Annotated in this window: 29 protein-coding genes; 15 read left to right on the top strand and 14 right to left on the bottom strand. The window is 51.2% G+C overall.

Annotation, left to right across the window (positions count from 1 at the left end; genetic code table 11):
- Positions 1-46 precede the first annotated feature (46 nt).
- The 3 genes from FHT67_RS30475 (at position 47) to FHT67_RS02880 (ending at position 2,475) form a co-directional block, all read left to right on the top strand.
- Entirely contained in the window at positions 47-310 is a 264-nt protein-coding gene (locus FHT67_RS30475; protein ID WP_347880069.1) for a hypothetical protein, read from the top strand.
- Positions 247-1,188: an adenine deaminase C-terminal domain-containing protein gene (locus tag FHT67_RS02885; RefSeq protein ID WP_347880068.1), complete on the top strand. Its 942-nt coding sequence runs from the start codon at positions 247-249 to the stop codon at positions 1,186-1,188. The genes FHT67_RS30475 and FHT67_RS02885 overlap by 64 nt, the downstream gene beginning before the upstream one ends.
- Positions 1,189-1,314: 126 nt before the next feature.
- A complete protein-coding gene (locus tag FHT67_RS02880) occupies positions 1,315-2,475 on the top strand; it encodes an acyl-CoA dehydrogenase family protein (RefSeq protein WP_167195479.1) in 1,161 nt (386 codons plus the stop codon).
- A gap of 19 nt (positions 2,476-2,494) precedes the next feature.
- On the opposite strand, the gene FHT67_RS02875 is transcribed toward FHT67_RS02880, so the two are convergent.
- The 8 genes from FHT67_RS02875 to FHT67_RS02840 all read right to left on the bottom strand — a co-directional run bounded on the left by FHT67_RS02875 (position 2,495) and on the right by FHT67_RS02840 (position 8,644).
- Positions 2,495-3,193 carry a PIG-L family deacetylase gene (locus FHT67_RS02875; RefSeq protein ID WP_167195477.1) on the bottom strand — a complete coding sequence of 233 codons (699 nt, stop codon included), beginning with the start codon at positions 3,191-3,193 and terminating at the stop codon, positions 2,495-2,497.
- Entirely contained in the window at positions 3,190-3,501 is a 312-nt protein-coding gene (locus FHT67_RS02870; protein WP_167195475.1) for a DUF1806 family protein, read from the bottom strand. The genes FHT67_RS02875 and FHT67_RS02870 overlap by 4 nt, the downstream gene beginning before the upstream one ends.
- On the bottom strand, positions 3,498-3,716 hold the full coding sequence (locus tag FHT67_RS02865; RefSeq protein ID WP_132303747.1) for a cysteine-rich CWC family protein: 219 nt from the start codon (positions 3,714-3,716) through the stop codon (positions 3,498-3,500). Before FHT67_RS02865 ends, FHT67_RS02870 begins: the two co-directional genes overlap by 4 nt.
- 79 nt (positions 3,717-3,795) lie before the next feature.
- The gene (locus FHT67_RS02860; protein WP_132303745.1) at positions 3,796-4,203 is read right to left on the bottom strand and encodes a VOC family protein; all 408 of its coding nucleotides are present in this window, start codon (positions 4,201-4,203) and stop codon (positions 3,796-3,798) included.
- Between the two features lie 143 nt (positions 4,204-4,346).
- A complete protein-coding gene (locus tag FHT67_RS02855; RefSeq protein WP_132303743.1) occupies positions 4,347-5,201 on the bottom strand; it encodes an alpha/beta fold hydrolase in 855 nt (284 codons plus the stop codon).
- 155 nt (positions 5,202-5,356) lie between these two features.
- Positions 5,357-6,766, bottom strand: a complete 1,410-nt coding sequence (locus FHT67_RS02850; protein WP_167195473.1) for an ABC transporter substrate-binding protein — start codon at positions 6,764-6,766, stop codon at positions 5,357-5,359.
- A gap of 76 nt (positions 6,767-6,842) precedes the next feature.
- Complete coding sequence (locus FHT67_RS02845) at positions 6,843-7,682, bottom strand: carbohydrate ABC transporter permease (RefSeq protein WP_347880067.1); 840 nt, start codon at positions 7,680-7,682, stop codon at positions 6,843-6,845.
- A complete protein-coding gene (locus FHT67_RS02840) occupies positions 7,679-8,644 on the bottom strand; it encodes a carbohydrate ABC transporter permease (RefSeq protein ID WP_132303737.1) in 966 nt (321 codons plus the stop codon). The genes FHT67_RS02845 and FHT67_RS02840 overlap by 4 nt, the downstream gene beginning before the upstream one ends.
- Before the next feature lie 271 nt (positions 8,645-8,915).
- Here FHT67_RS02840 and FHT67_RS02835 point away from each other — a divergent pair, with 271 nt between their 5' ends.
- From FHT67_RS02835 to FHT67_RS02805, 7 genes are all read left to right on the top strand, one after another.
- A complete protein-coding gene (locus FHT67_RS02835) occupies positions 8,916-9,674 on the top strand; it encodes a glycerophosphodiester phosphodiesterase (RefSeq protein WP_132303735.1) in 759 nt (252 codons plus the stop codon).
- A 207-nt stretch (positions 9,675-9,881) separates the two neighbouring features.
- Positions 9,882-10,043 (top strand): DUF1328 domain-containing protein, encoded by a 162-nt coding sequence (locus FHT67_RS02830; protein ID WP_015843467.1) that lies wholly within the window; start codon positions 9,882-9,884, stop codon positions 10,041-10,043.
- 50 nt (positions 10,044-10,093) lie between these two features.
- Positions 10,094-10,495 carry a YflT domain-containing protein gene (locus tag FHT67_RS02825; protein WP_132303732.1) on the top strand — a complete coding sequence of 134 codons (402 nt, stop codon included), beginning with the start codon at positions 10,094-10,096 and terminating at the stop codon, positions 10,493-10,495.
- Positions 10,496-10,591: 96 nt separating this feature from the next.
- The gene (locus tag FHT67_RS02820) at positions 10,592-11,737 is read left to right on the top strand and encodes a SpoIIE family protein phosphatase (RefSeq protein WP_167195471.1); all 1,146 of its coding nucleotides are present in this window, start codon (positions 10,592-10,594) and stop codon (positions 11,735-11,737) included.
- Between the two features lie 81 nt (positions 11,738-11,818).
- A complete protein-coding gene (locus FHT67_RS02815) occupies positions 11,819-12,364 on the top strand; it encodes a hypothetical protein (RefSeq protein ID WP_167195469.1) in 546 nt (181 codons plus the stop codon).
- A gap of 38 nt (positions 12,365-12,402) precedes the next feature.
- The gene (locus tag FHT67_RS02810) at positions 12,403-12,729 is read left to right on the top strand and encodes an STAS domain-containing protein (RefSeq protein ID WP_132303724.1); all 327 of its coding nucleotides are present in this window, start codon (positions 12,403-12,405) and stop codon (positions 12,727-12,729) included.
- 2 nt (positions 12,730-12,731) lie between these two features.
- Complete coding sequence (locus FHT67_RS02805) at positions 12,732-13,154, top strand: ATP-binding protein (protein ID WP_167195467.1); 423 nt, start codon at positions 12,732-12,734, stop codon at positions 13,152-13,154.
- Positions 13,155-13,313: 159 nt separating this feature from the next.
- Here the strand turns inward: FHT67_RS02805 and FHT67_RS02800 are convergent, their stop codons facing one another.
- Both FHT67_RS02800 and FHT67_RS02795 read right to left on the bottom strand, forming a co-directional pair.
- A complete protein-coding gene (locus tag FHT67_RS02800) occupies positions 13,314-14,180 on the bottom strand; it encodes a CheR family methyltransferase (protein ID WP_207918091.1) in 867 nt (288 codons plus the stop codon).
- Entirely contained in the window at positions 14,181-16,850 is a 2,670-nt protein-coding gene (locus FHT67_RS02795; protein ID WP_167195465.1) for an ATP-binding protein, read from the bottom strand.
- Positions 16,851-16,968: 118 nt separating this feature from the next.
- Here FHT67_RS02795 and FHT67_RS02790 point away from each other — a divergent pair, with 118 nt between their 5' ends.
- From FHT67_RS02790 to FHT67_RS02780, 3 genes are read left to right on the top strand one after another with little or no spacing between them, the layout of a single operon-like run.
- Positions 16,969-17,427, top strand: a complete 459-nt coding sequence (locus tag FHT67_RS02790; RefSeq protein ID WP_167195463.1) for a DUF948 domain-containing protein — start codon at positions 16,969-16,971, stop codon at positions 17,425-17,427.
- A gap of 37 nt (positions 17,428-17,464) precedes the next feature.
- A complete protein-coding gene (gene rsbW / locus FHT67_RS02785; RefSeq protein ID WP_167196823.1) occupies positions 17,465-17,905 on the top strand; it encodes an anti-sigma B factor RsbW in 441 nt (146 codons plus the stop codon).
- The gene (locus FHT67_RS02780) at positions 17,902-18,678 is read left to right on the top strand and encodes a sigma-70 family RNA polymerase sigma factor (protein WP_167195462.1); all 777 of its coding nucleotides are present in this window, start codon (positions 17,902-17,904) and stop codon (positions 18,676-18,678) included. Before rsbW ends, FHT67_RS02780 begins: the two co-directional genes overlap by 4 nt.
- 111 nt (positions 18,679-18,789) lie before the next feature.
- Here FHT67_RS02780 and FHT67_RS02775 read toward each other — a convergent pair whose 3' ends face one another.
- Positions 18,790-19,113 (bottom strand): YtxH domain-containing protein, encoded by a 324-nt coding sequence (locus tag FHT67_RS02775; protein ID WP_132303709.1) that lies wholly within the window; start codon positions 19,111-19,113, stop codon positions 18,790-18,792.
- 200 nt (positions 19,114-19,313) lie between these two features.
- Between FHT67_RS02775 and FHT67_RS02770 the strand changes: the two genes are divergently transcribed.
- On the top strand, positions 19,314-20,201 hold the full coding sequence (locus FHT67_RS02770) for an ATP-binding cassette domain-containing protein (protein WP_167195460.1): 888 nt from the start codon (positions 19,314-19,316) through the stop codon (positions 20,199-20,201).
- Positions 20,198-20,986 carry an ABC transporter permease gene (locus FHT67_RS02765; protein ID WP_167195458.1) on the top strand — a complete coding sequence of 263 codons (789 nt, stop codon included), beginning with the start codon at positions 20,198-20,200 and terminating at the stop codon, positions 20,984-20,986. Before FHT67_RS02770 ends, FHT67_RS02765 begins: the two co-directional genes overlap by 4 nt.
- Positions 20,987-21,058: 72 nt before the next feature.
- Here the strand turns inward: FHT67_RS02765 and FHT67_RS02760 are convergent, their stop codons facing one another.
- The 3 genes from FHT67_RS02760 to FHT67_RS02750 form a co-directional block, all read right to left on the bottom strand.
- Positions 21,059-21,832 carry a TetR/AcrR family transcriptional regulator gene (locus FHT67_RS02760; protein WP_132303701.1) on the bottom strand — a complete coding sequence of 258 codons (774 nt, stop codon included), beginning with the start codon at positions 21,830-21,832 and terminating at the stop codon, positions 21,059-21,061.
- Between the two features lie 105 nt (positions 21,833-21,937).
- Positions 21,938-22,564: a hypothetical protein gene (locus FHT67_RS02755; RefSeq protein ID WP_127495988.1), complete on the bottom strand. Its 627-nt coding sequence runs from the start codon at positions 22,562-22,564 to the stop codon at positions 21,938-21,940.
- Between the two features lie 98 nt (positions 22,565-22,662).
- Complete coding sequence (locus FHT67_RS02750) at positions 22,663-23,280, bottom strand: hypothetical protein (RefSeq protein WP_132303699.1); 618 nt, start codon at positions 23,278-23,280, stop codon at positions 22,663-22,665.
- Between the last annotated feature and the right edge of the window lie 63 nt (positions 23,281-23,343).

Here is a 23,343-nt window from a genome sequence, read left to right as displayed (position 1 = left end):
TAATCGGGAGTTTTTTATTTTATTAAAAAAGGAGAGAATAGCCGGCATGAATACCAAAGACAAAATCGCAAAACGAATCGAAGTGGCAGCCAAACGCGAGGCGGCGGATCTTATTATCCGAAACGGCAACATCGTAAATGTGTTTACGGGCAGCATCCAATCTGGCGATATCGCCATCGTGGACGGCGTTATCGCGGGGATCGGCCGGTATACGGAGGGCCTGGAGGTGATTGATGCCAAAGGGCAATGGGTCATTCCCGGCTTGATTGGGAAGATGGAAGCGTCGACTACAGCATCCGCCTGGCCGTAAGCAAGGGGCTGGATCCGGTTACCGCCGTTCAGATGGCGACCATTAATGCCGCCGAATGCTTTGGCCTCCGCCATCAAGGCGCAATTGCTCCCGGCTATAAAGCCGATCTTGTTATCGTTGATGATCTGGAGAAGCTGGCGATCCGGCAGGTATTTAAGGAAGGCGCATGCGTATTTCGTAACGGAGAGCTTCAGGAGGATGCTTTTTCCGTTAGCGCTGCGCATGCTTCTCCGGAACCCCTGCATTCATCCATGATTCAGACCGGAATGATGCCGCTTCGAGCGGATGCTCTTGAGCTTCCGCTCGAGTCCGATACCTGCAATGCGATCGGAATTATTCCGAACTCTCTTGTGACCCGGCATTTGAAGGAACAGGTTGCAAGAGATCGGGAGCTGAGGTTTATTCCTTCGGCAGCACGCGACCAGCTTAAGCTTGCCGTCGTTGAACGTCATCACCGGACGGGCAATATCGGGCTTGCGGTTGTCAAAGGCTTCGGCTTCCGCAAAGGCGCGATCGTTTCGTCGGTAGCCCACGATTCGCACAATATCATCTGCGCGGGAGTAACCGATGAAGACATGCTGCTTGCTATCGGCCATGTGGCTGCGATGAACGGCGGGCTCGCGGTTGTCGCGGACGGAGTAGTGCTTGCTTCCTTAGCCCTGCCTGTCGGCGGCCTTTTGTCCGAGCAAAGCTATAGCGAAGTGAATCAACAAATGCTTGGCCTCTATGCGGCGCTTCGCACGATCGGAGCCCCGGATGCCTTCAACCCGTTCCTGACGTTATCCTTCCTGGCTCTCCCGGTCATCCCTGAGCTCAAATTAACGGACAAGGGCTTGTTCGAATTCGCGTCAAACCGTCATATCCGCGTTCAAGCCTGATAGCGGCATGTCTCCTCCGCTTGCTATAATAAGGTAAGGCTAATGCTTGCGAAGCATGAATAATCACATATAGCCTGAAATACAGCCCTTATTTGCGAATATTCATTTTAAGAGGAGCGAAAATAGATGACTCGTTGGGTAGATCAATATATCCGGAATGAAGAAGAGCAAGCCCGGGTATCGCAGGTAGATAAATTGGCGGCTAGTTTCGCGGAAAGAGCATCCCGGCACGACCGCGAAGGTTCATTTCCGTTTGATAATTTCGCGGATTTGCGAGAGGCGGGATATTTGAAGCTTACGGTTCCCAAAGTATACGGAGGAGAAGAAATTTCCCTCTACGAAATGGTGATGCTGCAGGAAAGACTGGCTTACGGCGACGGTTCTACCGCGCTTGCGGTTGGCTGGCATATGGGACAGATGCTGCATCTGCGCACTTCCCGAAAATGGCAGGAGCCTGTCTTCGCTGACCTATGCGCGGCCGTTGTCAACGACGGAGCAATGATTAACACCTTCGCCAGCGAAGCAGCTTCCGGCAGCCCAAGCCGCGGCGGAAGGCCGGAAACAACGGCAGCCGCGGTGGATGGGGGATGGCTTATCACGGGACGCAAAACGTTCAGTACCTTATCGCCTATTCTGGACCGTTTTGTTGTGACGGCTTTTATCCCGGGGGAAGACAGCGCTTCGGATTTCCTCGTGGAACGCTGCGAACGGGTTTCGATTATCGAGACCTGGGATACGCTTGGCATGCGCGCAACCGGAAGCCACGATGTTGTGCTTGATCGGGTCTTTGTTCCCGCGGCTCACCGGCTGACAGGCAAAGGCGTGGATGACGGAGGCGGCTGGCTGCTGCATATTCCGGCCTGTTATCTTGGCATTGCGCTTGCGGCTAGAGACTATGCCCTTTCCTTTGCAAATTCCTATAAGCCCGGCCAAATGAACAAGCCGATTGCGGCGATTCCATCCGTCCAGCATTCGATTGGCCAGATGGAGCTTGAGCTGCGCACCGCGCATACCATGCTGTATACCGTCGCGGACCGCTGGGATCGGGAAACAAGCGAGAACAGGCCAGCTCTGAAAGCTGACCTTGGTCTCGCCAAATATATCGTTACGAATAATGCCATCAAGATCGTTGATCTGGCGATGCGGATCGTTGGCGGCACCAGCTTATCCCGTCAGCAGCCTCTCGAGCGTTATTACAGGGATGTCCGGGCGGGATTGCATAATCCGCCTATGGACAATGTAGTTATTCAAAATCTGGCCGCAACGGCTTTAAGCGAATTTGAATAAGGGGGTTCCCGAGGAGGCGCTAGAACAAATCGGCATTGCCGCGTTTAAGCGCCTCTTTGTTTCCTTTGATGAAATATTCATGATCCCCGAAACGGCTCATGGCCTGCCGGTCAGGCAGCCATACCCATTCATCGATTTCCGTCTGGCAGCGGTGTGCACGGAACGCCGCAAGCTTCGCTTTTTTATAGCGGCTTACGTCAATCCGGGCAATCTCCTCTTGGCTATAACCGTAAGTCTCCGGGTAGGCCAGCGAATCCCCGAACGAGATGAAATACAAGGCTTTCGCAAGTCCCGTGCGGGCAAGCGCTTCAATCGTAGCTTTGCCAATCGCGCAATGATCCGGATGCCCGCCCCATTTCCCGTGAAAGGTAAGAATAGCATCGGGGTCAACTTCCCGTATGTATCCCGCAATGCGTTCGGCCAACTGATCCGGATCGGCAAACTCCACCGTTTTATCGCGAATGCCGAAAAAATGCAGATGCTTGACCCCAAGGCATTCGCACGCTTCCCGAAGCTCCCGCTCACGGGCCGCGGCCATCGTCTCGCGGTTCAAATAAGGAGGATTGCCCATTCGCCTGCCCATCTCGCCTCTTGTTGCGCTAATAAGCGTAATCTCTGCGCCGCTGTCGGCATACTTCGCTAACGTACCGCCGCAAATAAAAGACTCGTCATCCGGATGGGCAAATACGGCAAGCAGCTTTCTTGGTTCTGTACTCATTCCGCAAACGGCTCCTTTCCGAGATGCAGCGCAACGTTCATTCGTCCTCTGTCATCGTAGCCGGCCAGCAGCAGCCGTCCTTCCGCATCCAGCTCGCAATGCGTGAGCGCTTCCATTCGAAGCCATCCGATTTGATCAAAGCGTAAAGCAATCCGGAACGGCCCCTCTCCGGCTACGAAAGCCTGCGCCAGCTTCACCTTGAAATTTCTTACAAACACATAGGATGTTGCTTCGCTGTGGACGTAAATCTCTTCCCCCGTGAACGTGCGCAGCAAATCCTCTGCTTCCAATGGATTTATCGGATTCATGATTGCATCTCCCCGGATTCTTCCTTCGATTCCCGCTTCAGCCTTTCCAGACAAGCTTGGCATACGCAGGCTTTTCCCATTAATTCAGACGGAATTTGCTCAAACACCTTTTGCGGAAAAAACTCCTTGCTGCACCAGCAAGCTCCGGCCGGCAGTCCTTGCAGATTGCCGCATCGGTTGCTCCCCTTGCAGATCGGACATTCGCTTGCTACCATTTGGTTTCCCTCTCCTTAACAAAAAAACTATCCGGGCATTCCCCAAAGCTGGAGCAGCGGATAGTCTCGGTTCGAATCGTTAGCTTTGCGGCTTCGGCTCCGTGCTGATCTGCCATTTGATGCCGAATTTGTCTTCTACCCGGCCAAACAGCGTACCCCAAAATTGCTTCTCCAGCGGCATAATCACCCGGCCGCCTTCCGACAGGTTGGCAAAGGCTTGCTGCGCCTCCTCGTCCGTTTTGAATTCGAGGTTCAGATCAAAGCTGGTGCTGCGTCCCGGAGGCTCGTGCATCGTATCGGCAATATAGAAGATAACACCCGCAGCTTGAAAAACCATATGTATGATTTTGTCCTTCATCGATTCGTCCGTACCCGGAGCTTGCCCATACGTCATTTGATCGATGATCTGACCGCCAAGAGCCTGCACGTAAAATCCCGCTTGCGTTTTCGCGTCCTCGGAGTAAAAATACGGTGTCAGCTTTGCCATTTGGCTATACACGTCCTTTGCCGTTAATGATCTTGCCCACTTATTCTACCCTACAAATGGTTGTTTTTCGAGTAGGTTCTTTGAAAAAACATAAATAGCCGTGCAGGCGCTGAGCCTGCACGGCTATGCATTTCTATTCGTTTTTACAACGCCCTCACGGGCTCCTTCTCGCTAAGCGTTCTGAGATAGTTGGCGATAACCCTGGCCAGCTGCTCGGGAGCTTCGACCAGACTCATATGGGCGACGCCCTCGAACGTATTCTCCTGAATATGCGGGTAATCGTACGTCGACTTCGGCGTCTCCTGTTCATTGACGGAGAACGTATCATCCGGAGTCACAACCTCATCCTCCGCCCCGGCCACCAGCAGTATCGGATACGTTGCTTCATGCAGCATCGCGCTTCGGTCCGGCCTCATCATCATGCCTTCAAGCGTATGAATAGCTCCCTTTGCAGACATTTTGAGTCCGGCCTCTTTAACCTTTTCCACCTCATCAGGCATATCTTGCCTCTTGGATTCCTTGAACAGCTTCGGAATCAGCTCGTGTACGTAAGGCTCGATTCCTTCCTTCTGGATGAAGGAAATATCCTGGTACCTTTTCCTTTTCACTTCTTCCGTGTCCGGCAGAGCGGTGGAATGAATCAGTCCGAATCCGGCCAGCTTGTCAGGGTATTTATCCGCAATGGCCAGCGTCACGTAGCCGCCTAGAGAATGGCCGAATACAACGGTTTTTTCAATGCCAAGCTTTTCGATCAATGCATTGATATCGTCGGCCATCACTTCCATCGTATACACATTGTCCGGTGCCGATGTTTCGCCATGGCCCCTCAGCTGCGGCATAATGACACGGTAGTGATCGGTCAGCAGCGGACAAACATTATGCCAATAATGGGACGATCCGCAAAAACCGTGAAGCAGAATAATCGCTTTTTCGTTTTCCTGACCGCATTCTTCATATACCATATCGATGCCATTGACATTTACCTTATGCTTATCCATCGATCCCACATCCTTTTCGATTTGAAATGCTATCATGTCATTACTTAACCAGCTATCGATTCGTTGAAACATTATTATCAGACAATTCTGAAATCTATTGAGAAAACAAAAAAACAGCCCCGGAGAGCTTAGCTCCAGAGCTGTTCTTGGCTGCTTTATTTCGATACGGTTTTATTGTAGATATCGATTTTTTCCGTAATTTGCTTGGCTGCGTCGTCAAGCGCCGCTTTAACGTCCTTCTTGCCCGTGAAGACTTCCTCGATTGCGCCTTCCACCGTCTGGCGCGCGTCGGGGAATACGCCCATTACGGCGCCTTGGCTGGCCGTGCTTGGCTTGGAGGCATGAAGCTGGTCAACAGCCGTCTGGAACTGCGGGTATTTCGCCAGGTTATCCTTTACGATCTGCTCGTCGTAAGCTTTTGTCGTAATCGGGAAGTAACCGGTATTGATATGCCATTCCGCCTGCACGGCAGGTTCAGCCAAATACTTCATGAATTCCCAAGCAGCCTTCTGCTCTTCCGCCGGCTTGTTGTTCAGAATCCAGTTGCTCGCGCCGCCGACAACAACGCCGCCTTCGGACGATGCGTCAGGCTTAGGCAGGAAAGCGGTGCCCACTTCGAACTTGCCCGCCGCCCCGTCAACAATGCCGCGAAGCGAAGCCGTCGAGTCCAGCGTCATCGCGACCTGGCCAGCCAGGAACGCTTTTTTCGTGTCATCCGTCTTGCGTCCAAGGTTCAGAGCCGACTTATTGTCGACCATGCCCTTCCACCAAGTCAGCGTAGTCACTGCAGCTTCCTGATTGATGAGCGATTCCGTCGCGGCGCTCTCGCGGCCGTTGCCGTTATTGATAAGATCTTTGCCCTGATCGGCGAGCAGCTGCTCCATGAACCAGCCGTAGATTGCGAAGGAAGCTCCCGTTACGCCGTTTCCGGTCAGTTTTTTGGCCGCGTCAGCTACCTCTTGGTAAGTGACAGGCGGTTTGTTCGGATCAAGGCCGGCTTTCTTGAAAAGGTCCTTGTTATAGTAAAGAATCGGATTGGAAGTATTAAAAGGCATGGAGTACTGTTTGCCGTCAAACGTATAATAACTGCGGATATTGGGCTCCAGCGAAGAGATATCGTAGCTTTCCTCGTCGATGAACTGCTGCACCGGCGTTACGGCGCCGGAATCGATCATGAATTTCGAACCGATCTCATACACCTGGATCAAGGAAGGGCCGGACTTGGAATCCATGGATGCCTTCAGCTTGTTCAGGCTTTCGTCATAAGTGCCTTGGAAGACGCCTTCTACCTTAATATCGGGATGCGAAGCGTTGAAATCGCTGACGAGCTTGTCCGCAGCCGTTCCGAGCTCGCCGCTCATGGAATGCCACCAGACCACTTTGACAGGCTCTTTGGCCGGCTCGGTGGAAGCGGCGCCAGTGTTTGCCGCGGTGTCCGTATTGGAAGCCGAAACGGTAGGCGACGGTTCATTTCCGCCGTTGTTCGGATTCGATGCGCAAGCTGATAAAGGCAGCACAAGCATTGCCGCCACAGGCAGTACCATTTTCCAATTGCGTTTAACCATGGTTTCTTTTCTCTCCCTTAAAATAATGTTTGTTTTCTATATGGCAAGTCCGTTAGGACAAGTACCCGGGTTAAGATCAGCCCTTTACCGCGCCGGCCGTAATGCCCCGCACGAGCGGCTTCAAGCCTAGCGCGAGCAGGACAAACGACGGCACCAAGACAAGCGCGACTCCGCACAACACCAGATTCCAGCTTGTCAGCTCCTCGAACTGGAGCATCGCGATTCCGATCTGGACGGTCCGCATCGCATCGCTGCTAGTTACGAGCAGCGGCCACAAGTATTGATTCCATCCGTTCAGGAATACGTATACCGCAAGCGATGCGGCAGCGGGACCGGACAACGGAAGCACGATGGACATGAAGTGACGGAAATGCCCGCAGCCGTCTATGCGCGCCGCTTCAAAAAGCTCGCGGGGCAGCTGCATGAAGAACTGGCGGAGCAGGAACACGCCAAAGGCCGAAGCGGCAAACGGTACGATAAGCCCTTGAAACGAATCGAGCCATCCCCAGCTTTTGACGGTCAAATAGTTGGGAATAATCGTGACTTCCCATGGAATCATCATGGTGCTGATAAATAGAGCGAACCAGAAACGGCTGCCGGCAAACCGAATGTAAACAAAGGCATAAGAGGCCAGCGCCGCCGTCAGCACCTGGAGAATCATAATCGAGAACGCCAGAACAAAGCTGTTGAGAATAAAGCCGAATATCGGCACGGTATCAATGGCGTTCTTCAGCTCCCCCGTGTAAAGACCGGAAGGAAGAATCTTTGGCGGAAATTGGCTTGCTTCGTCCGGCGTCATGAAGATTTGGGCAAGCAAGTAGAGCAATGGCCCAAGCACTAACAGCGACAGCAGGACGAGCAGTCCGTAATGGCTGAATAAGCGGAATGGACTGCGCGGATGACTGAAAGCCTTCACTGGTAATGCACCTTCTTTCCAAGGAAAAGGAATTGCACCGCTGTCAGCAGAAGCATTAGAATAAACAGGACGATCGCCAGCGCGCTGCCGGTGCCGAACTGGTAGTTAATGAAGGCTTCCCGGTAGATGGAGTACACCAGCACATCCGTTGAACCCGCCGGCCCCCCCCTGGTCAAGATATTGATTTGTCCGAAAGATTGGAAGGCGCTCATAATCGACACAACCGCAAGGAAGAAAAGCGTTGGCGACAGCAGCGGCAGCTTGATCGAGAAGAAGGTTCTCCACATCGAAGCGCCATCGATTCGCGAGCTGTCCATGACATCGTTATCGAGCCCCTGAATAGCGGCCAGCAGCAGAACAAACGGAAAGCCGGAATTCATCCAAACGGTCATAAGGGAGACGGAGCCAAGCGCCGCACCCGGATCGGTCAGCCACTGGACTTGTCCGAAGCCGATTTGCCCAAGCAAATAGTTGAGCATGCCAAGCGATGGATGGTACAAAATCATCCACAGAATGGATGCCGTTCCGACGGAGAGGGCGAGCGGAAGCGAGAAGATGAAGCGGAACAGCTTGCTCCCTTTACCCGCGGAATGAACGAGGCTGGCGCATAGCAAGCCGAGAACCAAACCGGCCGGTACGGTCATCAGCGTGAATTTGACCGTGATCCAGAGACTGTTCCAGAAGGCGGACGATTCCATCATCCGGGAATAATTGTCCCATCCGGCATATGCGGCAACCCTGCCGCGGGGGTCGGTAAGTTGAAAGCTCAAATAGACGGAGCGAGCCATCGGATAGAAGAAAAACAGGATGAATATAGCCACGCTTGGCGCCAAAAACAGGTAACCGAGGAGATGCTCCCGCATTCTTCGCAGCAGGCCTGCGTTGATCCGGCTGCCAGGCGTTGCCGCGGATGCCGGAGACAAAACCGGCTTGGATTTGTCTGAATAGAGTGACGAATTCATGTTTGACTACAACCGCCCTTTCAAGAAATGGCTTAACCTGATATAGCTTGGCAAGTCTAAGGATAACTCCCGTTTGTAACTCCTATGTCAGCGTTTTATTAAGATTAGGAAATGTGACAACGCTTACTTGAAAATAAACCGTCCCTTTCTAAAGATTTTCTTTAGATTTATAATCGAATGGGGACATACGAAGCTTCCCCGCCTATAATGAAGGCGAACGACGGGTCATCCATTGGATGTCATTGAAGCCCGACTGGGAGGGAACAAGAAGATGCCGAGGGAAATCGAGCCAAATATTCATGCTAGCAGCCCTATTGTTATTGGCCATAGAGGCGCAGCCGGAGAAGCACCGGAGAATACGCTTGCGAGCTTTATGCTTGCGGCCGAGCAAGGCAGCCATATGGTAGAGTTGGACATTCACCTGTCGGAGGACGGCAAGCTCATTGTTTGCCATGACGACACGCTGGACCGAACGACGGACAGTTCCGGAGCGATCCGCTTGCTGCATTCCGCCACCATCCGCGAAGCGGATGCGGGAAGCTGGTTCTCGCCTGCTTTTGCCGGGGAGAAAGTCCCGTTTCTGGAGGAAGTATACGATCTGCTCCCGCAGCATATCGAAATCAACGTTGAAGTCAAGGACTCCGCGGGCTCCCTTCTCGATCAGGTCCTGCTGGATTATCTCCGCGGCGAAAGCCGTCTGGAGCGTACCGTTGTTTCTTCTTTCGACCATAAGCTGCTTCTAAGGCTGAAGCAGGCTGAGCCGGAGCTCCGCATCGGATTGCTGTATGCGGCCGACCTCATCCATCATGCTTCGTACGCGGCGCTGCTGGAGACGGAGGTCTGGTCGCTTCATCCCCATCATGGACTTATCGGAGCCCAGGATGCCGAGGACGCTCTTGCAGCCGGTCTTCAAGTCTACCCTTATACGGCTAATCATCCTGCCGAATGGGACAGGCTGGTTGCCGCCGGCGTCACAGGCATCATTACCGATTTTCCGGGTCTGTTGAAAGAGCATCTTAATCGTCTTTAATCGCTTGGACACGACTAACAGCCTGCACGGGATCCCGTGCAGGCTGTTTTTTTATGAAACTATTAATGAAGTAAACTATTTGATGCGCTTTTTGCGAAAAGAAGATGTTTCACCTCCCCGAATCGTGGTTAATTACCTATCAAGCAAGACAAGCAAGGACAACGAAACAAGCAAGCAATCCAATCGAAAGAAAGAAAGGTGATTAATATGTTAGGATGGGCTCTTCTGTTCTTCATCTTCGCAATCGTCGCCGGCCTGTTCGGGTTTCTGGGCATCGCCTCCGCGCTTGCGGGTATTGCGAAAATCCTGTTTGTGGTCTTTATCGTCCTCTTTATCGCATCGCTGATATTAGGACGAAGACGAGCATAACCGGCAAGCGCCGGCAACACCGTTTCATTAAAAATCGAGGAGGAATTACAATGACAACTCAAACCATGACGACAAGAGTGCACACGGTCAACAACATGCTGGAGGTACAAGAGCAGGTTCACCGCTTCGAACGCGAAGGCTATGCGAGAGAGAATATCTTTGTACTGACTCACGATAAGGACAGAACGGAGCGCATTGCCAAAAATACCGATGCCGAGCAGATCAGCGTAGCGGCGGAAGGCGTTGGAACCGCCATCGCCAATATTTTCCGCTCCACCGGCAATGAACTTCGCGCCAAGATGAGATCGCTTGGCATCTCGAAGCAATACGCGGAGCATCTGGAGAAAGAGATGGACAGGGACAAAATTCTGGTCATTGCCTGGGGCGGCAAGGAGTACAAGGATGACGAATACGACTCCTCCGTCTACTATTACCCGGAATACCGCTTATAATCGAACATTCTAAAATCAAAGACCTACTCCTACGGGTAGGTCTTTGATCTATGGTATAGTGTTAAAAGAATAGAAACAAAGAAAGGAGTGCTCCGGATGAGTATTATCATTGTTGACGATAACGCGACCAACCAACTTATCATACAGACCATCCTGAATAAGGCCGGTTATCGAAATCTATTAACGGCCTCGTCAGCCCATGAGCTTTACGATATGCTTGGCACAGGAGGCTCCACTTCCTCGACAGACCTGGATGTCGAGCTGATTCTGATGGATATGATGATGCCGGACATCGACGGGATTGAGGCATGCCGCACGGTATTGCGGGACTGCCGCTACAAGGACATTCCCATCATCTTCGTAACCGCCGTTGGCGATTCGAACAAAATGGCCCAGGCCCTCGATGCGGGAGCCTGCGATTACGTCATGAAGCCAATCAACCGGATGGAGCTTCTTGCCCGTATCCGTTCGGCGATGCGGCTGAAGCAGGAAATCGACCGGCACAAAGAACGAGACAAAAATATGAGATATAATCTGGAGCTGGCCAAGCAGGTGCAGCTCAGCGTGCTCAGCACGGAAATTGACGATGAGAACATGCGGATTAATGCCGCCTACCAGCCTTCTTCGGAGCTCGCCGGGGATTTCTACAACTGGTATCGGATTGACAAGAACCGTTACGGCGTGATCCTTCTGGATATGATGGGCCACGGCATCTCTTCCTCTCTTGTCTGCATGTACATTTCGTCGGTGCTGCGGGATACGATAACCCGAATAAACGATATGGAACAAGTCATGCATGAGCTCAACCGTTACATGAATCAGCTGCATATCAAGGACGAGCTGATGAACTACTATTTTACCGCCATCTATTTGGTGCTTGATGTGGAGAACAAAACGATTGAATACGTCAATGCCGGCCATCCCCCGGGAGTTGCCTTCCTGGACGGCAAGCCTGCCCTGCTTGAGCCCTGCTGCAGCGCTATTGGTTTATTCAATAAGCTGAAGGTAAGCAAGGGCCTTCTGCAATATGAGCGGGACGCCGGGATTATCCTGTATACGGACGGATTAACCGACGGCATGGCTGCGATAACCGGTGAAGAACCATCGAGCGATAGATTAATCGAACTGATGAAAAACGAAGATCGATTAGATCCATCCGGACTGGTGGCTACCATGATCCCTCAAGATAGCGGTATGATTCAGAAAGACGATATTTGCCTTGTAACCTTGTATACGAAATAATTTTTACTCCAGCCTGTTTCAATCCCCCCCTGCCCGGGTAATCGATAATAAGGCGAATGACAAAGGTTGGAGGGATAGCTTATGAAGAATGCATTTATAGCATGTTACCTTGCAGGAGGGATCATCGGCGTCGTGCCGCTTGCTTACATGTCTCTTCCTCATCCCGTTCATGAGCTGCAGACAACGGCCACAGCATCAGCATCCGAGTGGGAAACCTTCTCTCACGCGGACTACACGGTTACAGACCTCAGGCTGCAATCCGTCAACGGGCTTTCTCTTTACGATGATAAAATAACCGTCGAGCGCATGCTTGGCGAACCGATCCGGGTTACAAGCGATGAATGGCTAACCGAAATGGAAACCTACGAATATCCAAACATGGACATTGTATTCCGTGACGGAATCATGGATGAAATCAAGGTCAGCGGCAGCGCAAGCACCATTTGGATCGATGACGAAGAAATCCCGGTATCGATCGAAGCGTTAATCGAAGCGCTCGGCGAGCCTGATTATAAGGCGGAGGACGGCATCGTATACGAACGCCAGGAGAATGTTCTCAAGCTGTTCATTGATTACGACACCGGCACTCTTGAATCTATCGCCTATTACCATATCTCCTCCGTCTAACGGAGGGCTATTCTAATTTAATGATCGGAGTGGATCTAATGAAGTCACAGCAATTCCAGATTGAGCAAAAAGAAACAAACGACAGCTACATTTTATCTCTTGGCGGAGAGCTGGATTTATCGGTCGTCACCCAGCTGAGAGCCGCATTGGAACCGCTGATGGAGCGGACGGACCGCGGTCTCGTGCTCAATCTTCGCGATTTGAAATATATCGACAGCACGGGCATCGGCATCATCGTATCCGTGCTGAAATACCGTGACGGCATTCATGCGCCGTTCTCCGTCCAAGACATTCCGCCGAGCATTCAACGGCTGTTTGATTTGACGGGCATATCCGGTTATTTATCGGAAGGGACAAAGGGCTAATCATGATAAGATTACAAATCCCTTCCCATGCCGATTATATCGATATCGTAAGAGTATGCCTTTACGGTATTGCGTCCAAGCTCAATTTCTCGTATGAAGACATCGAAGATATGAAGGTCGCGGTATCCGAGGCGTGTACTAATGCCGTGCTGCATGGGGGTTCCGGCAAGGAAGACGGCAGCCTGATTGACGTTACCTTCCAGCCATCCGAGGCGGGCATCACGATTATTGTCAAGAATGACGGCCCTCCGTTCGAGCATACCGAAACCGGGATCTCCAGCCCTCCCCTGCAAGGGATCGAAATCAGCGAGCTGCCGGTTGGCGGGCTCGGCATTTACTTAATGGAAGCTCTTATGGATGAAGTATTGGTGCAGTCCAACGAAAGCAGCACCGAAGTGATTCTTACCAAATATGTAAGCGAATGAGAAAGACCGGCGAAAATTCGCCGGTCTTTTGCTTTGCCGCAATCGTCTCTTATTAGGTTGCCAAGCCCTCAGTTGAACAGCTCGTTGATTATATTCGTAATGTTCGTATTTGGGTCGGCTGCTGGATGTAGCGTAGTCCAACAGCCGGAGCCTATTAATCTAATCCTTCTTTACAAACAACCGCTCGCCGTCGGCGAGCTCCTCGTAATGCTGCTTCCAAGGAGCGATCAGGTATTCCATGCTTCCCAATCCCAATATTCCCGCTTCGGTTAAGCTCTCATGGAATAGGCGATGCACGCGGCCCTGCAGCTCGGGATTAAAGTAAATCATGACATTGCGGCATAAAATCACATGGAACTCGTTAAACGTACTGTCCGTTGCCAGATTATGCTGCGCGAACATCATATGCTGCGCCAGGGAACGGTCAAATATCGCGTAATCCCGGTCAGCCGTGTAATACGCCGAGAACTCCTTTGTTCCGCCTGCCTGCAGATAGTTTTTGGTAAAAGTCTGCATCCGCTTCAGAGGGAACTTCCCTTCCTTCGCCTGCTCAATGGCACGCTCGCTCATATCGGTCGCGTAAATTCTGGCCTTCCCGAGCAGTCCTTGCTCCTGCAGCAGAATAGCCATGGAGTACACTTCTTCGCCCGTCGAACAGCCCGCATGCCAAATCCGGATTTCCGGCAGCTTGTCCAGCAGCGGAACGGCCCTCTCGCGAAAAGCACGGAAGAAGCTTGGATCACGGAACATTTCCGTTACTTTAATAGAGAAATCGTTGGTAAGCTTCTGAACGTAATCCGGCTCATGCAGAATCTTCTCCAGCATTCCGGTAACCGTCGGCACGCCGTCCATATACATCCGGTTCCGGATCCGCCGCCTGAGCGAGGATCTCAAATAATGGCGAAAATCATAACCGTAAGCTCGGAACAGCCCTTCAATCAACAGCTCGATCTCAACGTCTTCCCATTCGTTAGCCGGCAGTTCATCAAGCGTATGATCCGGTAAATAGTGCTGCTGATCGTCCATTTAGTTCCCCACCTGTTTCGTCAGCCATACCTGCATAAGCGAATACAATTGATCCATCTGTAAAGGCTTGCTGATGTAATCCGACGCACCGGCTTCGAGGCACTTGTCGCGGTCGGACTTCATCGCTTTGGCCGTCAGCGCGATAATCGGCATGGCCTGAAGCTCTGGCTGCTTGCGCATCTCCCTCATCGTCTCATAGCCATCCATCAGCGGCATCATGATATCCATCAGCACCAGATCAAAATCTTTATTATCCTTTAAGAGATCCATGCACGCCCTGCCGTTGCCCGCGACCGTCACCTGCATCTTTTTGTTCTCCAGGGCGTTAACGAGGGCAAACACGTTGCGCGCATCATCTTCAACCAGCAGAACCTTCTTCCCGGCGAACACGCTGCCTGACGCCTGATCTTCTTGGGCCTGCTCTCCGGGCTGGTGCTTCTCTTGTACCGGATCCTCTTCAGCCAGCTCTATAGCCGCCGAGGCTTCCATCTGGGCCAACTGAATGGAATCAACCATTTCTTGGCTGAGCATCGGCAGATAGACGGTAAAGCAGCTGCCCTCGCCAAGGGCGCTATCCAGCCGGATATACCCGCCCAGCAGCTTCACAAACTCGTTGCAGATGGACAATCCCAGTCCCGTACCGCCGTAAATCCGGTTGGTCTTGCCGTCCACCTGCTGGAAGGCTTCAAAGATCAGCTTCTGCTTGTCCTTTGGAATGCCAATGCCCGTGTCCTTCACGGAAATCGCCAGCAGCCCGTCGTCCGTATGGTCAAACCTTAATTGAACGGAGCCCTTCTCCGTAAATTTAAAAGCATTGGACAGCAGATTTTTCAAAATTTGCTGCAGGCGTTGTCCATCCGTATACCAGAGGGTTGGAAGGGTCTCGGCCATGTCTATGGCAAAGCCGACTCCTCTTTTTTCCGCTATAGGGTTAAAGGTCAGCTTCAAAAGCTCCGGGATTTCCGTCAGATTCACTTCATCCACGGTCAGAATGACTTTCCCCGCTTCAATCTTCGACAGATCCAAAATATCGTCGATCAGCTTGAGCAAATCCGTGCCCGATGTATGGATAACTTTGGCGTAGCCTTCTTCGTCTTCGTTTAACGTATGGTTCTCGTTCTCTGCCAGCAGCTGGGATAAAATCAGAATGCTGTTGAGCGGCGTACGAAGCTCATGCGACATATTCGCAAGGAAATTGGACTTGTACTGCGAGCTCTTCTCCAGCTGCTCGGAGTAATCCTCCAGTTCCTCCTTGGCCTTCTCGAGCTCTTTGGTCTTCTGCTCGGCGACCAGATATTGCTCTTCCAGATGCTCGGTTGTCATCCGCATCTCTTCCTGCTGCATCTGCAGCTCTTCGGTTAGCACCTGCGACTCGCTAAGCAGACGTTCGACTTCCATGCGTCCGGCTACATTGTTAACCGCAATGCCGAAGTCTTTTTCGACCTCCTCCATCAGCCTCAGATGCTGGGAGGTGAAGGACTCCAGCGAAGCGAATTCGATAACGGCTTCCAGCCTGCCCTCATATTCAATGGGCACGATCAGTATGCTGCGCGGCTCAAGCTGAAATAAGCCCGTAGAAATAAGAGGAGGATTCTCATTCGTCTGATTAATTAGGAAGATACGTTTTTCTAAAGCGCATTGCCCTACTAGTCCTTCTCCAAAGCGGATATCCGACTTTCCTGCAGCTTCTTCCGAGCTGGCATAAGAGGCCAGCTTCTCCAGACGCTGCTGATCGCCCGCCCCTTTCCGGATATAAAATACGCCGTAGGAAGCGTTCACCATCGGCGCAACCTTCGTCAGAAAAGTCTGGGCCAGTACCTGCAGATCATTAATGCCTTGCGTCATTGTTGCAACTTCCGCAACCTTGGCCTGAATCCAGCTTTTCGCTTCGAGACTGGCAAGCAGCTCGTTGGTTGCATCCCCCAGCTCCTTGATCTCGTCTCTTGTCTTGACTTTGATCCGGGTTGCCAGATTGCCGCCGGAAGAAGCGATTTCCTTAATGGTCTCCACGACCTGCTTGATTGCTTTCACAATGGAGCCGGACACGAAGGATACAATCATAAACGAAATAATGGTTGCGACTAGCAGCAGGATATAGATGACGACCGTTAGTATTCTATTCTTATTTTCAAGATCAATGATTTCAAGCCTTGTTGCCTGGACTTCCTGATTTCCGATGCTATCGAATTTCGTTCGGAGGCTGTCCATCTGCTGTTTGCCAATATCTTTGTTGAAAACGTCTAAAATATCTTCAGTTTGAGCTTGCCTTTTCATTGCAATCGTAGGCTCTGCCACCTTGGTGAGCCATTCCTGTATTGTCATCTTGACATCTTCAAGATCTTTTTGAGTTATTGGATTTGAAATATAAGCGTATAGGCTCGTATAGTTTGATTCCCACTCGGATTTACTTTTCTCGTAGGGATCCAGATAGTTCTCTTCTCCTGTAAGCAGATATCCCCGGTGGGCAGTTGCCATATTTAGGGCATCATATTGAATGGCGGAAATCAGACTTTGGATTTGCACATCCCTGGTCGTTATCGTCTCAACCTCGTTTTGCAGCGCCTCAATACGGTCCGTCACCGTTACAATCGAAGCCCCTAAACAGATAAGAATAAGGAAATACCCGATTGCAATCTTGGTTCTGATATTAAATTTGAGTGCTCGAAGCATAGAAATCTCCTTCTCTCTTAATCTCTTAAAGCAAGTATACCATTATATTTACAATTAGACGGCTGTTTCATTTACATATTTCTAGGGTATTTAAAGAAAAAAAGAGGATGTGATTGTCATGGATATTTTCATTCAGATCATTATAGCCGTCATTACGGTTGCTTTCGTCATCCTGATGTTTTTCCTTATTCAGACCATCAAAGCGTTAACCGCAACCTTAAACGAAGTTCGCAATACGGTTGGGGAGCTTCGAACCGACGTCTCCATGATCAGCGGAGACGTGAAGGAAATGATTCATAATACCAGTGAAATGACCATGGATGTCCGCACGAAGCTCCGCTCGCTGGATGTCGTATTCGCAACCGTGCATGACATCGGCCAGACTCTTCACAGCTTTACCGGCGTCATGAAGGAAACGGCTGCCGGCCTCGTTACTTCAATCAAAAGCAAGTCCCAGCGGGAGATCATCCATAGCGAAAGCGCTCGGCCGAGCAGCGGAAGCGGCAAGGTTACGGCTGCCATAGCCGACGGCATTATTTCCTCCTTGAGGATTTGGAGAAAACTCAAACAACATTAAGCTATAATAGGATAAGCGGAGAGGAACGGGAACAATGATGAAACCATGGACTAGCTTGACTATACCGGCGAAAGCCGAATATATTGACATCGTGCGGCTGACTCTGTCGGGGCTCGCCGCCAAGGAAGGCTTCTCTTACGAGGAAATCGAGGATATGAAGGTAGCCGTTACGGAGGCATGCAGCAACGTTGTTCTGCATGCCTATAACGGAGGGGAATTCGGGGTTATAGAGGTTATCTTTGAAGCAGAGGAAGACTCCTTTCAAATACGGGTGAAGGATTCCGGCAACAGCTTTCATTACGAGCCAACCGTTATTGCCCAAGCTTCCCTGCACGAAAAGCCTTTAATCGACGCGAATGTGGGAGGTCTCGGTCTATTTCTGATGCAGGCTTTGATGGACCAGGTAGAGGTCCACTCGGAATTAGGCACCGAGGTGATTCTAACCAAGCGACTTGGTAGGAAAGAGGAGATGGCATGAAATCACAATCGTCCTGCCTGAATCAGCAACAGATTACCGATCTGCTTCAAAGATACAAGGAAACGAGCTGCAATGATGCCGCAACGGCATTGTTGCAGCATTTTGAAGCATTGGTGCGGATGGCCGTATCAAAAATTTCGAGAAACCGCCCCGACCTCTACGAAGACCTTTATCAAGTCGGACAGATGTCCATGCTGCGGCTGTTCAAGCAGTATGACAGCGACAAAGGCGTTCCATTCGAGGGCTACGCCATGAAAAGCGTCATTGGTCAGCTTAAAAACTATTTGCGCGACAAATCTTGGTACATACAGGTGCCACGGAATATGAAGGAAAAAGGCCTGCTCGTCCAAAAGGCCATCGACGAGCTGACAACCAAGCTCGAGCGCTCTCCCAAGATGGACGAGATTGCCGCTTATTTGGGACTATCGGTGGAGGAAACGATCGAGGTCCTGTCTTCCCGTGAATCCTATCAATACGTCTCGCTTGACACCCCGCTCTCCAGCGAAGGCGACAGCGCGACAATTGGCGATATCATCAGCGATCACAGCGATAAATACAGCCATGTCGATAACCGGATTGCCTTGAACGAAGCAATGGCGCAGCTAAAGGAAGAAGAGCGCAAGGTACTGGTTCTGGTCTATCAGCATGGCCAATCCCAGCGTGAAATTGCCGATCAGCTTGGCGTATCCCAAATGAGCGTATCCCGCTTCCAGAAGCGCGCGCTTGATAAATTAAGGCAGCTCCTTCACCCGCCGCAAAGCGAAGGGGGCTGAACGAACCGTCTGTCTTCCCTTGGGGGAGGACAGGCGGTATCTTTTTGCCTGCCCAATAAGCGCAAAAGAAAGAGGCTGTCCGGTGGACAGCCTCTTCCTTCGATCCTCTTCTTAATTCGTAGTGGATCTCACCTTGTCTTTCACATCGTCTTTGGCGGCGCTGAAGGCATCCATGACATGCTCGTTGGATTTCTTCGCCCTATCCGTCAAATCCGACGCCTCTTCCCTGACGCTGGACAGAACATCCTTTGTTTTGTCCTTCGCCGTAGAAGCAAGTTCCTGAGTACGCTGGCTGAGTGCCTGGAACTTATTCGAGATATCCTCCCTCAGCTGCACACCCGTTTTCGGCGCAAGCAGAAGCGCCCCGACAGCACCTACCGCTGTCCCGACAATTGTACCTACCAGCAGACCGCTACCTGTGTTTTCCTTTGGCATAGTTATCTCTCCTTTATTCCGTTCTCGTATTCGAAACCGTATTTTCGATCTCGTATTATCTATTACACGTTTGCCGGTTCTTTGAAACAGCAAAATTTATCCTTGTCCTTTTTATAAAAACCATTGCATCTTTTAATGTTTATATCATATACTGTTTACATAATAATCAGTGTATATCATACACAGAAATGAGGCGCTTTGTGAAATCAATAGCGATTGAAGTATCGGGTCTCCGTAAAAGCTTCGGCAAGCAAACCGTGCTAAGCGGACTTGATCTATCCGTACCGGCCGGTTCCGTCTTTGCCCTGCTGGGTCCTAACGGAGCAGGCAAAACAACCCTGATTCATATTTTGTCTACCTTAATTGCACCCGATGGCGGAAAGGTATTCGTAGGAGGCTTTAATGCCCAGACCGAGCAGGAGCTCGTCAAGCAACAGATCAGCCTCACGGGCCAGTTCGCCGCTGTGGACGAAGTCTTGTCCGCCGAGGAAAACTTACGCATGATCGGCAGGCTTTCAGGGCTTAGTTCGGCACAGTCCCGTACGCGTACGGAGGAGCTGCTAAAGGCATTTGATCTTGTTGACGCCGCAAAGAAACGGGTAAAAACCTATTCGGGAGGCATGCGCCGAAGACTCGATCTTGCTATCAGCCTTGTGGTGGACCGCCCCGTTATCTTTCTGGACGAACCTACAACCGGCCTCGATACCGTCAGCCGCCGGGCATTGTGGGATATCATCGGCGAACTGGCGAGTCAAGGCAGGACCATCTTTCTGACTACGCAATATTTGGAGGAGGCCGATCAGCTGGCCGATCAGATTGCCGTCATTAACGGCGGCCGGATCGTGGCGACCGGCAGTGCCGAGCAATTAAAAGCACGAGTCGGAGGAGAAGTCATTGAATTATTAAACGGCCATGATGAAGTCATTCATACAGTACCGACAACCGGCAGCATTCAGGATATAAGCCGTACGCTGAATGAGCTTGTTCATTCGGTTCCGCCCGGGACGCGGGTCCAAATCCGAAGACCTAGCTTGGATGACGTATTTGTCGCTTTAACAACAAACGGGAAAGAGGTGCAACGCGTATGATCGCTTCAACCAAACCTGTAAAACCGGCATCCGTGCTGACAACCAACCTTGTCTTCATTGGCCGCAGTCTCCGTCACAGCCTGCGCAATACGGAGGCTCTCATTATGGCGATTATGCTGCCTGTGATGCTGATGCTTCTTTTTACTTACGTCTTTGGAGGAGCAATAGATTCCACCGGAGATTACGTCAATTACGTGGTACCCGGCATTATTCTGCTATGCGCGGGGTTCGGCTCTTCGAGCACAGCCGTTGACGTATCCAACGATATGACCAACGGCATTATCGACCGGTTCCGGACGATGCCGATTAAAAGCCTCAGCGTTGTGACCGGTCATGTCGCAGCCAGTCTCGCCCGTAATTTGTTCGCAACCGGCGTCGTATTTGGCGTAGCCATGCTTGTCGGTTTCCGTCCAAACGCCGGCTTTATCGAATGGGTGCTTGCGCTCGCCGTCATTACCCTATTCATATTGACCTTCACCTGGTTATTCGCAGCAATCGGCCTGGTAGCGGGAAGTCCGGCGGCAGCAAGCGGATACGGCTTTGCTCTTCTGTTCCTCCCTTATCTGTCCAGCGCCTTTGTGCCAACGGACACCATGCCTTCGTGGCTGCAAGGCGTAGCCAATCATCAGCCGATTACGCCGGTCATCGAGACAATCCGGGGATTGCTGACGGGCACGCCGCTGGATAATAGCGCTTGGTGGGCTGTTGGCTGGTGCTTGTTAATCTTAACCCTTGCGTTCGTCTGGAGCATCATCTCCTTCCGCAAAAAAGCCGGACGCCGTTAGTTAATCGAATTCCGAAAATAGAAAAAGCCAGCCAACTGATGAGTTTTCATCAAATGGCTGGCTTTTTCGCATCTAACCTTTGGAAGCGAGATAATGCTCAATTCCATCCAGAATCCGCTCCAGGCCGAAATCGAAATCATTGCCGATTGGATTATCCGCCGGATTCTCCTCCGTGTATACGCCTGATGCAATAAGCGGCTGCAGATCCGGATAATGCTCCTCCTTCACGAGAATCTTAAGCGCCTTCGTATAATCGAGTCCGCTGAAGGAGCCTGGACTTGCCCCACCTTCAATCGCTCGAACCATGTCCCTTTGAATTTGACCGGTGGAACGCGCGTAATTGCTGAGCAGCAGAACGGTAGACATTTTCTCAAAGTCATTAAGCGGAAGCTTCCGCATCGGCCGCAAGGCCAGATCCACGAACAGAAGATTATTAGGAGTTAGAGGCACGCCCGATACCGGAATATCCGCATACCAGGGATGCTTCAGAAATACGTGAATGCAATCCCGCACATACTGCCGCATACCCTCGCGCCAATCCGCCTCTTCTTCCTCCGGCCTATCCGGAAGCTTGCAGACCGACTCCTGCATAAGCAGCAGCAAATCGTCTTTGCTTTGCACATAGCGGTAAAGCGACATCGCCGTAAAACCCAAAGATGAAGCAACCCGGCTCATCGAGACAGCCTGAAGTCCTTCCTTATCCGCCAGCTCTACTGCAGCCGCAACAATTTGGTCGATAGAAAGCTCGCGCTTCGGTCCCCTCTGCGATTCCTTCACCAGCCCCCATGCCAATGCAACTCCCCGCGGCAAGGATTTTAGTACGTCTTCCTCATCACCATGCTCCATCCCATTATCCTCCATACCGGTCACGCCATAATTGTGTACTTAATAAACAGTATATCATAAATCGGCGGCAACAAAAAAACAGCCCCTGTCAAGGAGCTGTTTCTTCTAATCCATGCCATGCTCTTCGCGGATCTTGTACAATCCCCGGAGCAGCAATTCCGCAGGATCGCGGTTAATCAAAAGATGCGTATACAAGAGATGCAGGGAGAAAGCGCAAACATTATTGCCGTCGGAAATCGCCGGGAAACCCGTTTCGAATACAGGTCCTTTCAGCTCTTCGTTCCAGGCAAGGCCAGCATGTACCTTCTCCTCGGGGAATTCGTCTTCAACAGACTTGATGCAATGCGGGATGAGAACTTTATCGATTAAAGCCTTGGCATCATCTTCGCTTGCAGGAGGCTGCGGAAGCGGCTTTCCCCCTTCGGTCTTCATCAATTCGTAGAAGAACGAAGCCATCCATTCTGTCGCCTCTTCGTTGCCCGCTTGGAAATTCGCGATTAACTCACGAAGGAAAAAGCCGCAAACGTAATCGCTGCCGGATTCATCCTTCACTTTGTAAACAAACACGGGACCGTAAAGCTCCTGGTTCAATACTTGCCCTTGAACATCTTCGAAATGCTGTCTCAAAGCGACAAAGCCGTTATGCTGGACCGCCTTGACAAGCTCAGCGAATTGCTTCGCTTCTTCCTCTGAATTGCCTTGGATCTCTTCGTTTGTCGTCTCATTATTCATTATTCGCTTCACCCGTAATCATCATATCATTCCAACAAATCATCAGTCTAGTCCAAAAGAAAAACCGCCCCTCGCAGGAGACGGTTCATCAATCCACTTCACTCTACGCCATACTTCTGACGAAGCTTGGCCAATTGGACGAGAATCGTATCCGAAGGATCGCGGTTGAGCTGCATCATTTTGTACAGATAATGAATCGGGAAAACGCATTTTTCTTCCGGAACATCCTTGAAGCCAAGCTCAAGAACAGGCGTAAGGTTCTCGTCAAGCCCTCTGTTGCCCGTAATCGCAAGCGGCGCAAACTCCTCGCTGACCGCGCTAAGGCAATGCGGGAACAACACATCATCGATGAATTGTTCCTCTTTCTGTTCGCTGTCGGGAGGAGCAGGCAGCTCTTTGCCGCCTTTGTTCGTCTTCATCAGCTCGTAGAAGAAGGAGGCCATCCATTCGCCGGCTTCTCGGCCGCCATCCTGGAACTGTTCAGCCAGTTCGCGCAGGAAGAACCCGCAGTCATAAGATTTCTTGAAATCATTGGTCACGCGGTAAATAAAGATTTGCCCGAATTTCTCATCGTTCACTAATAGACCTTCCACATGCGGAAAAAACGGTCTCAGCGTCGCGAGTCCCTTCTGGAAAATCGTCTTCATCAGCGCATCCCAGACTTCGGTATTATCATTATTTTCGTTATTATTCGCATTCGTCAAATCATTATTCATATAGTAATCACCCTCAAGCATCATACCATCCGGCGCTTTGCACCGTCCAGTGCTATACTTTTA

This window comes from Paenibacillus sp. BK720, from assembly GCF_011761545.1.
In the GTDB taxonomy this organism is placed as follows: domain Bacteria; phylum Bacillota; class Bacilli; order Paenibacillales; family Paenibacillaceae; genus Pristimantibacillus.
Note: the sequence above shows the minus strand (reverse complement) of the source record. Positions and strands in the feature narration are given on the sequence as shown.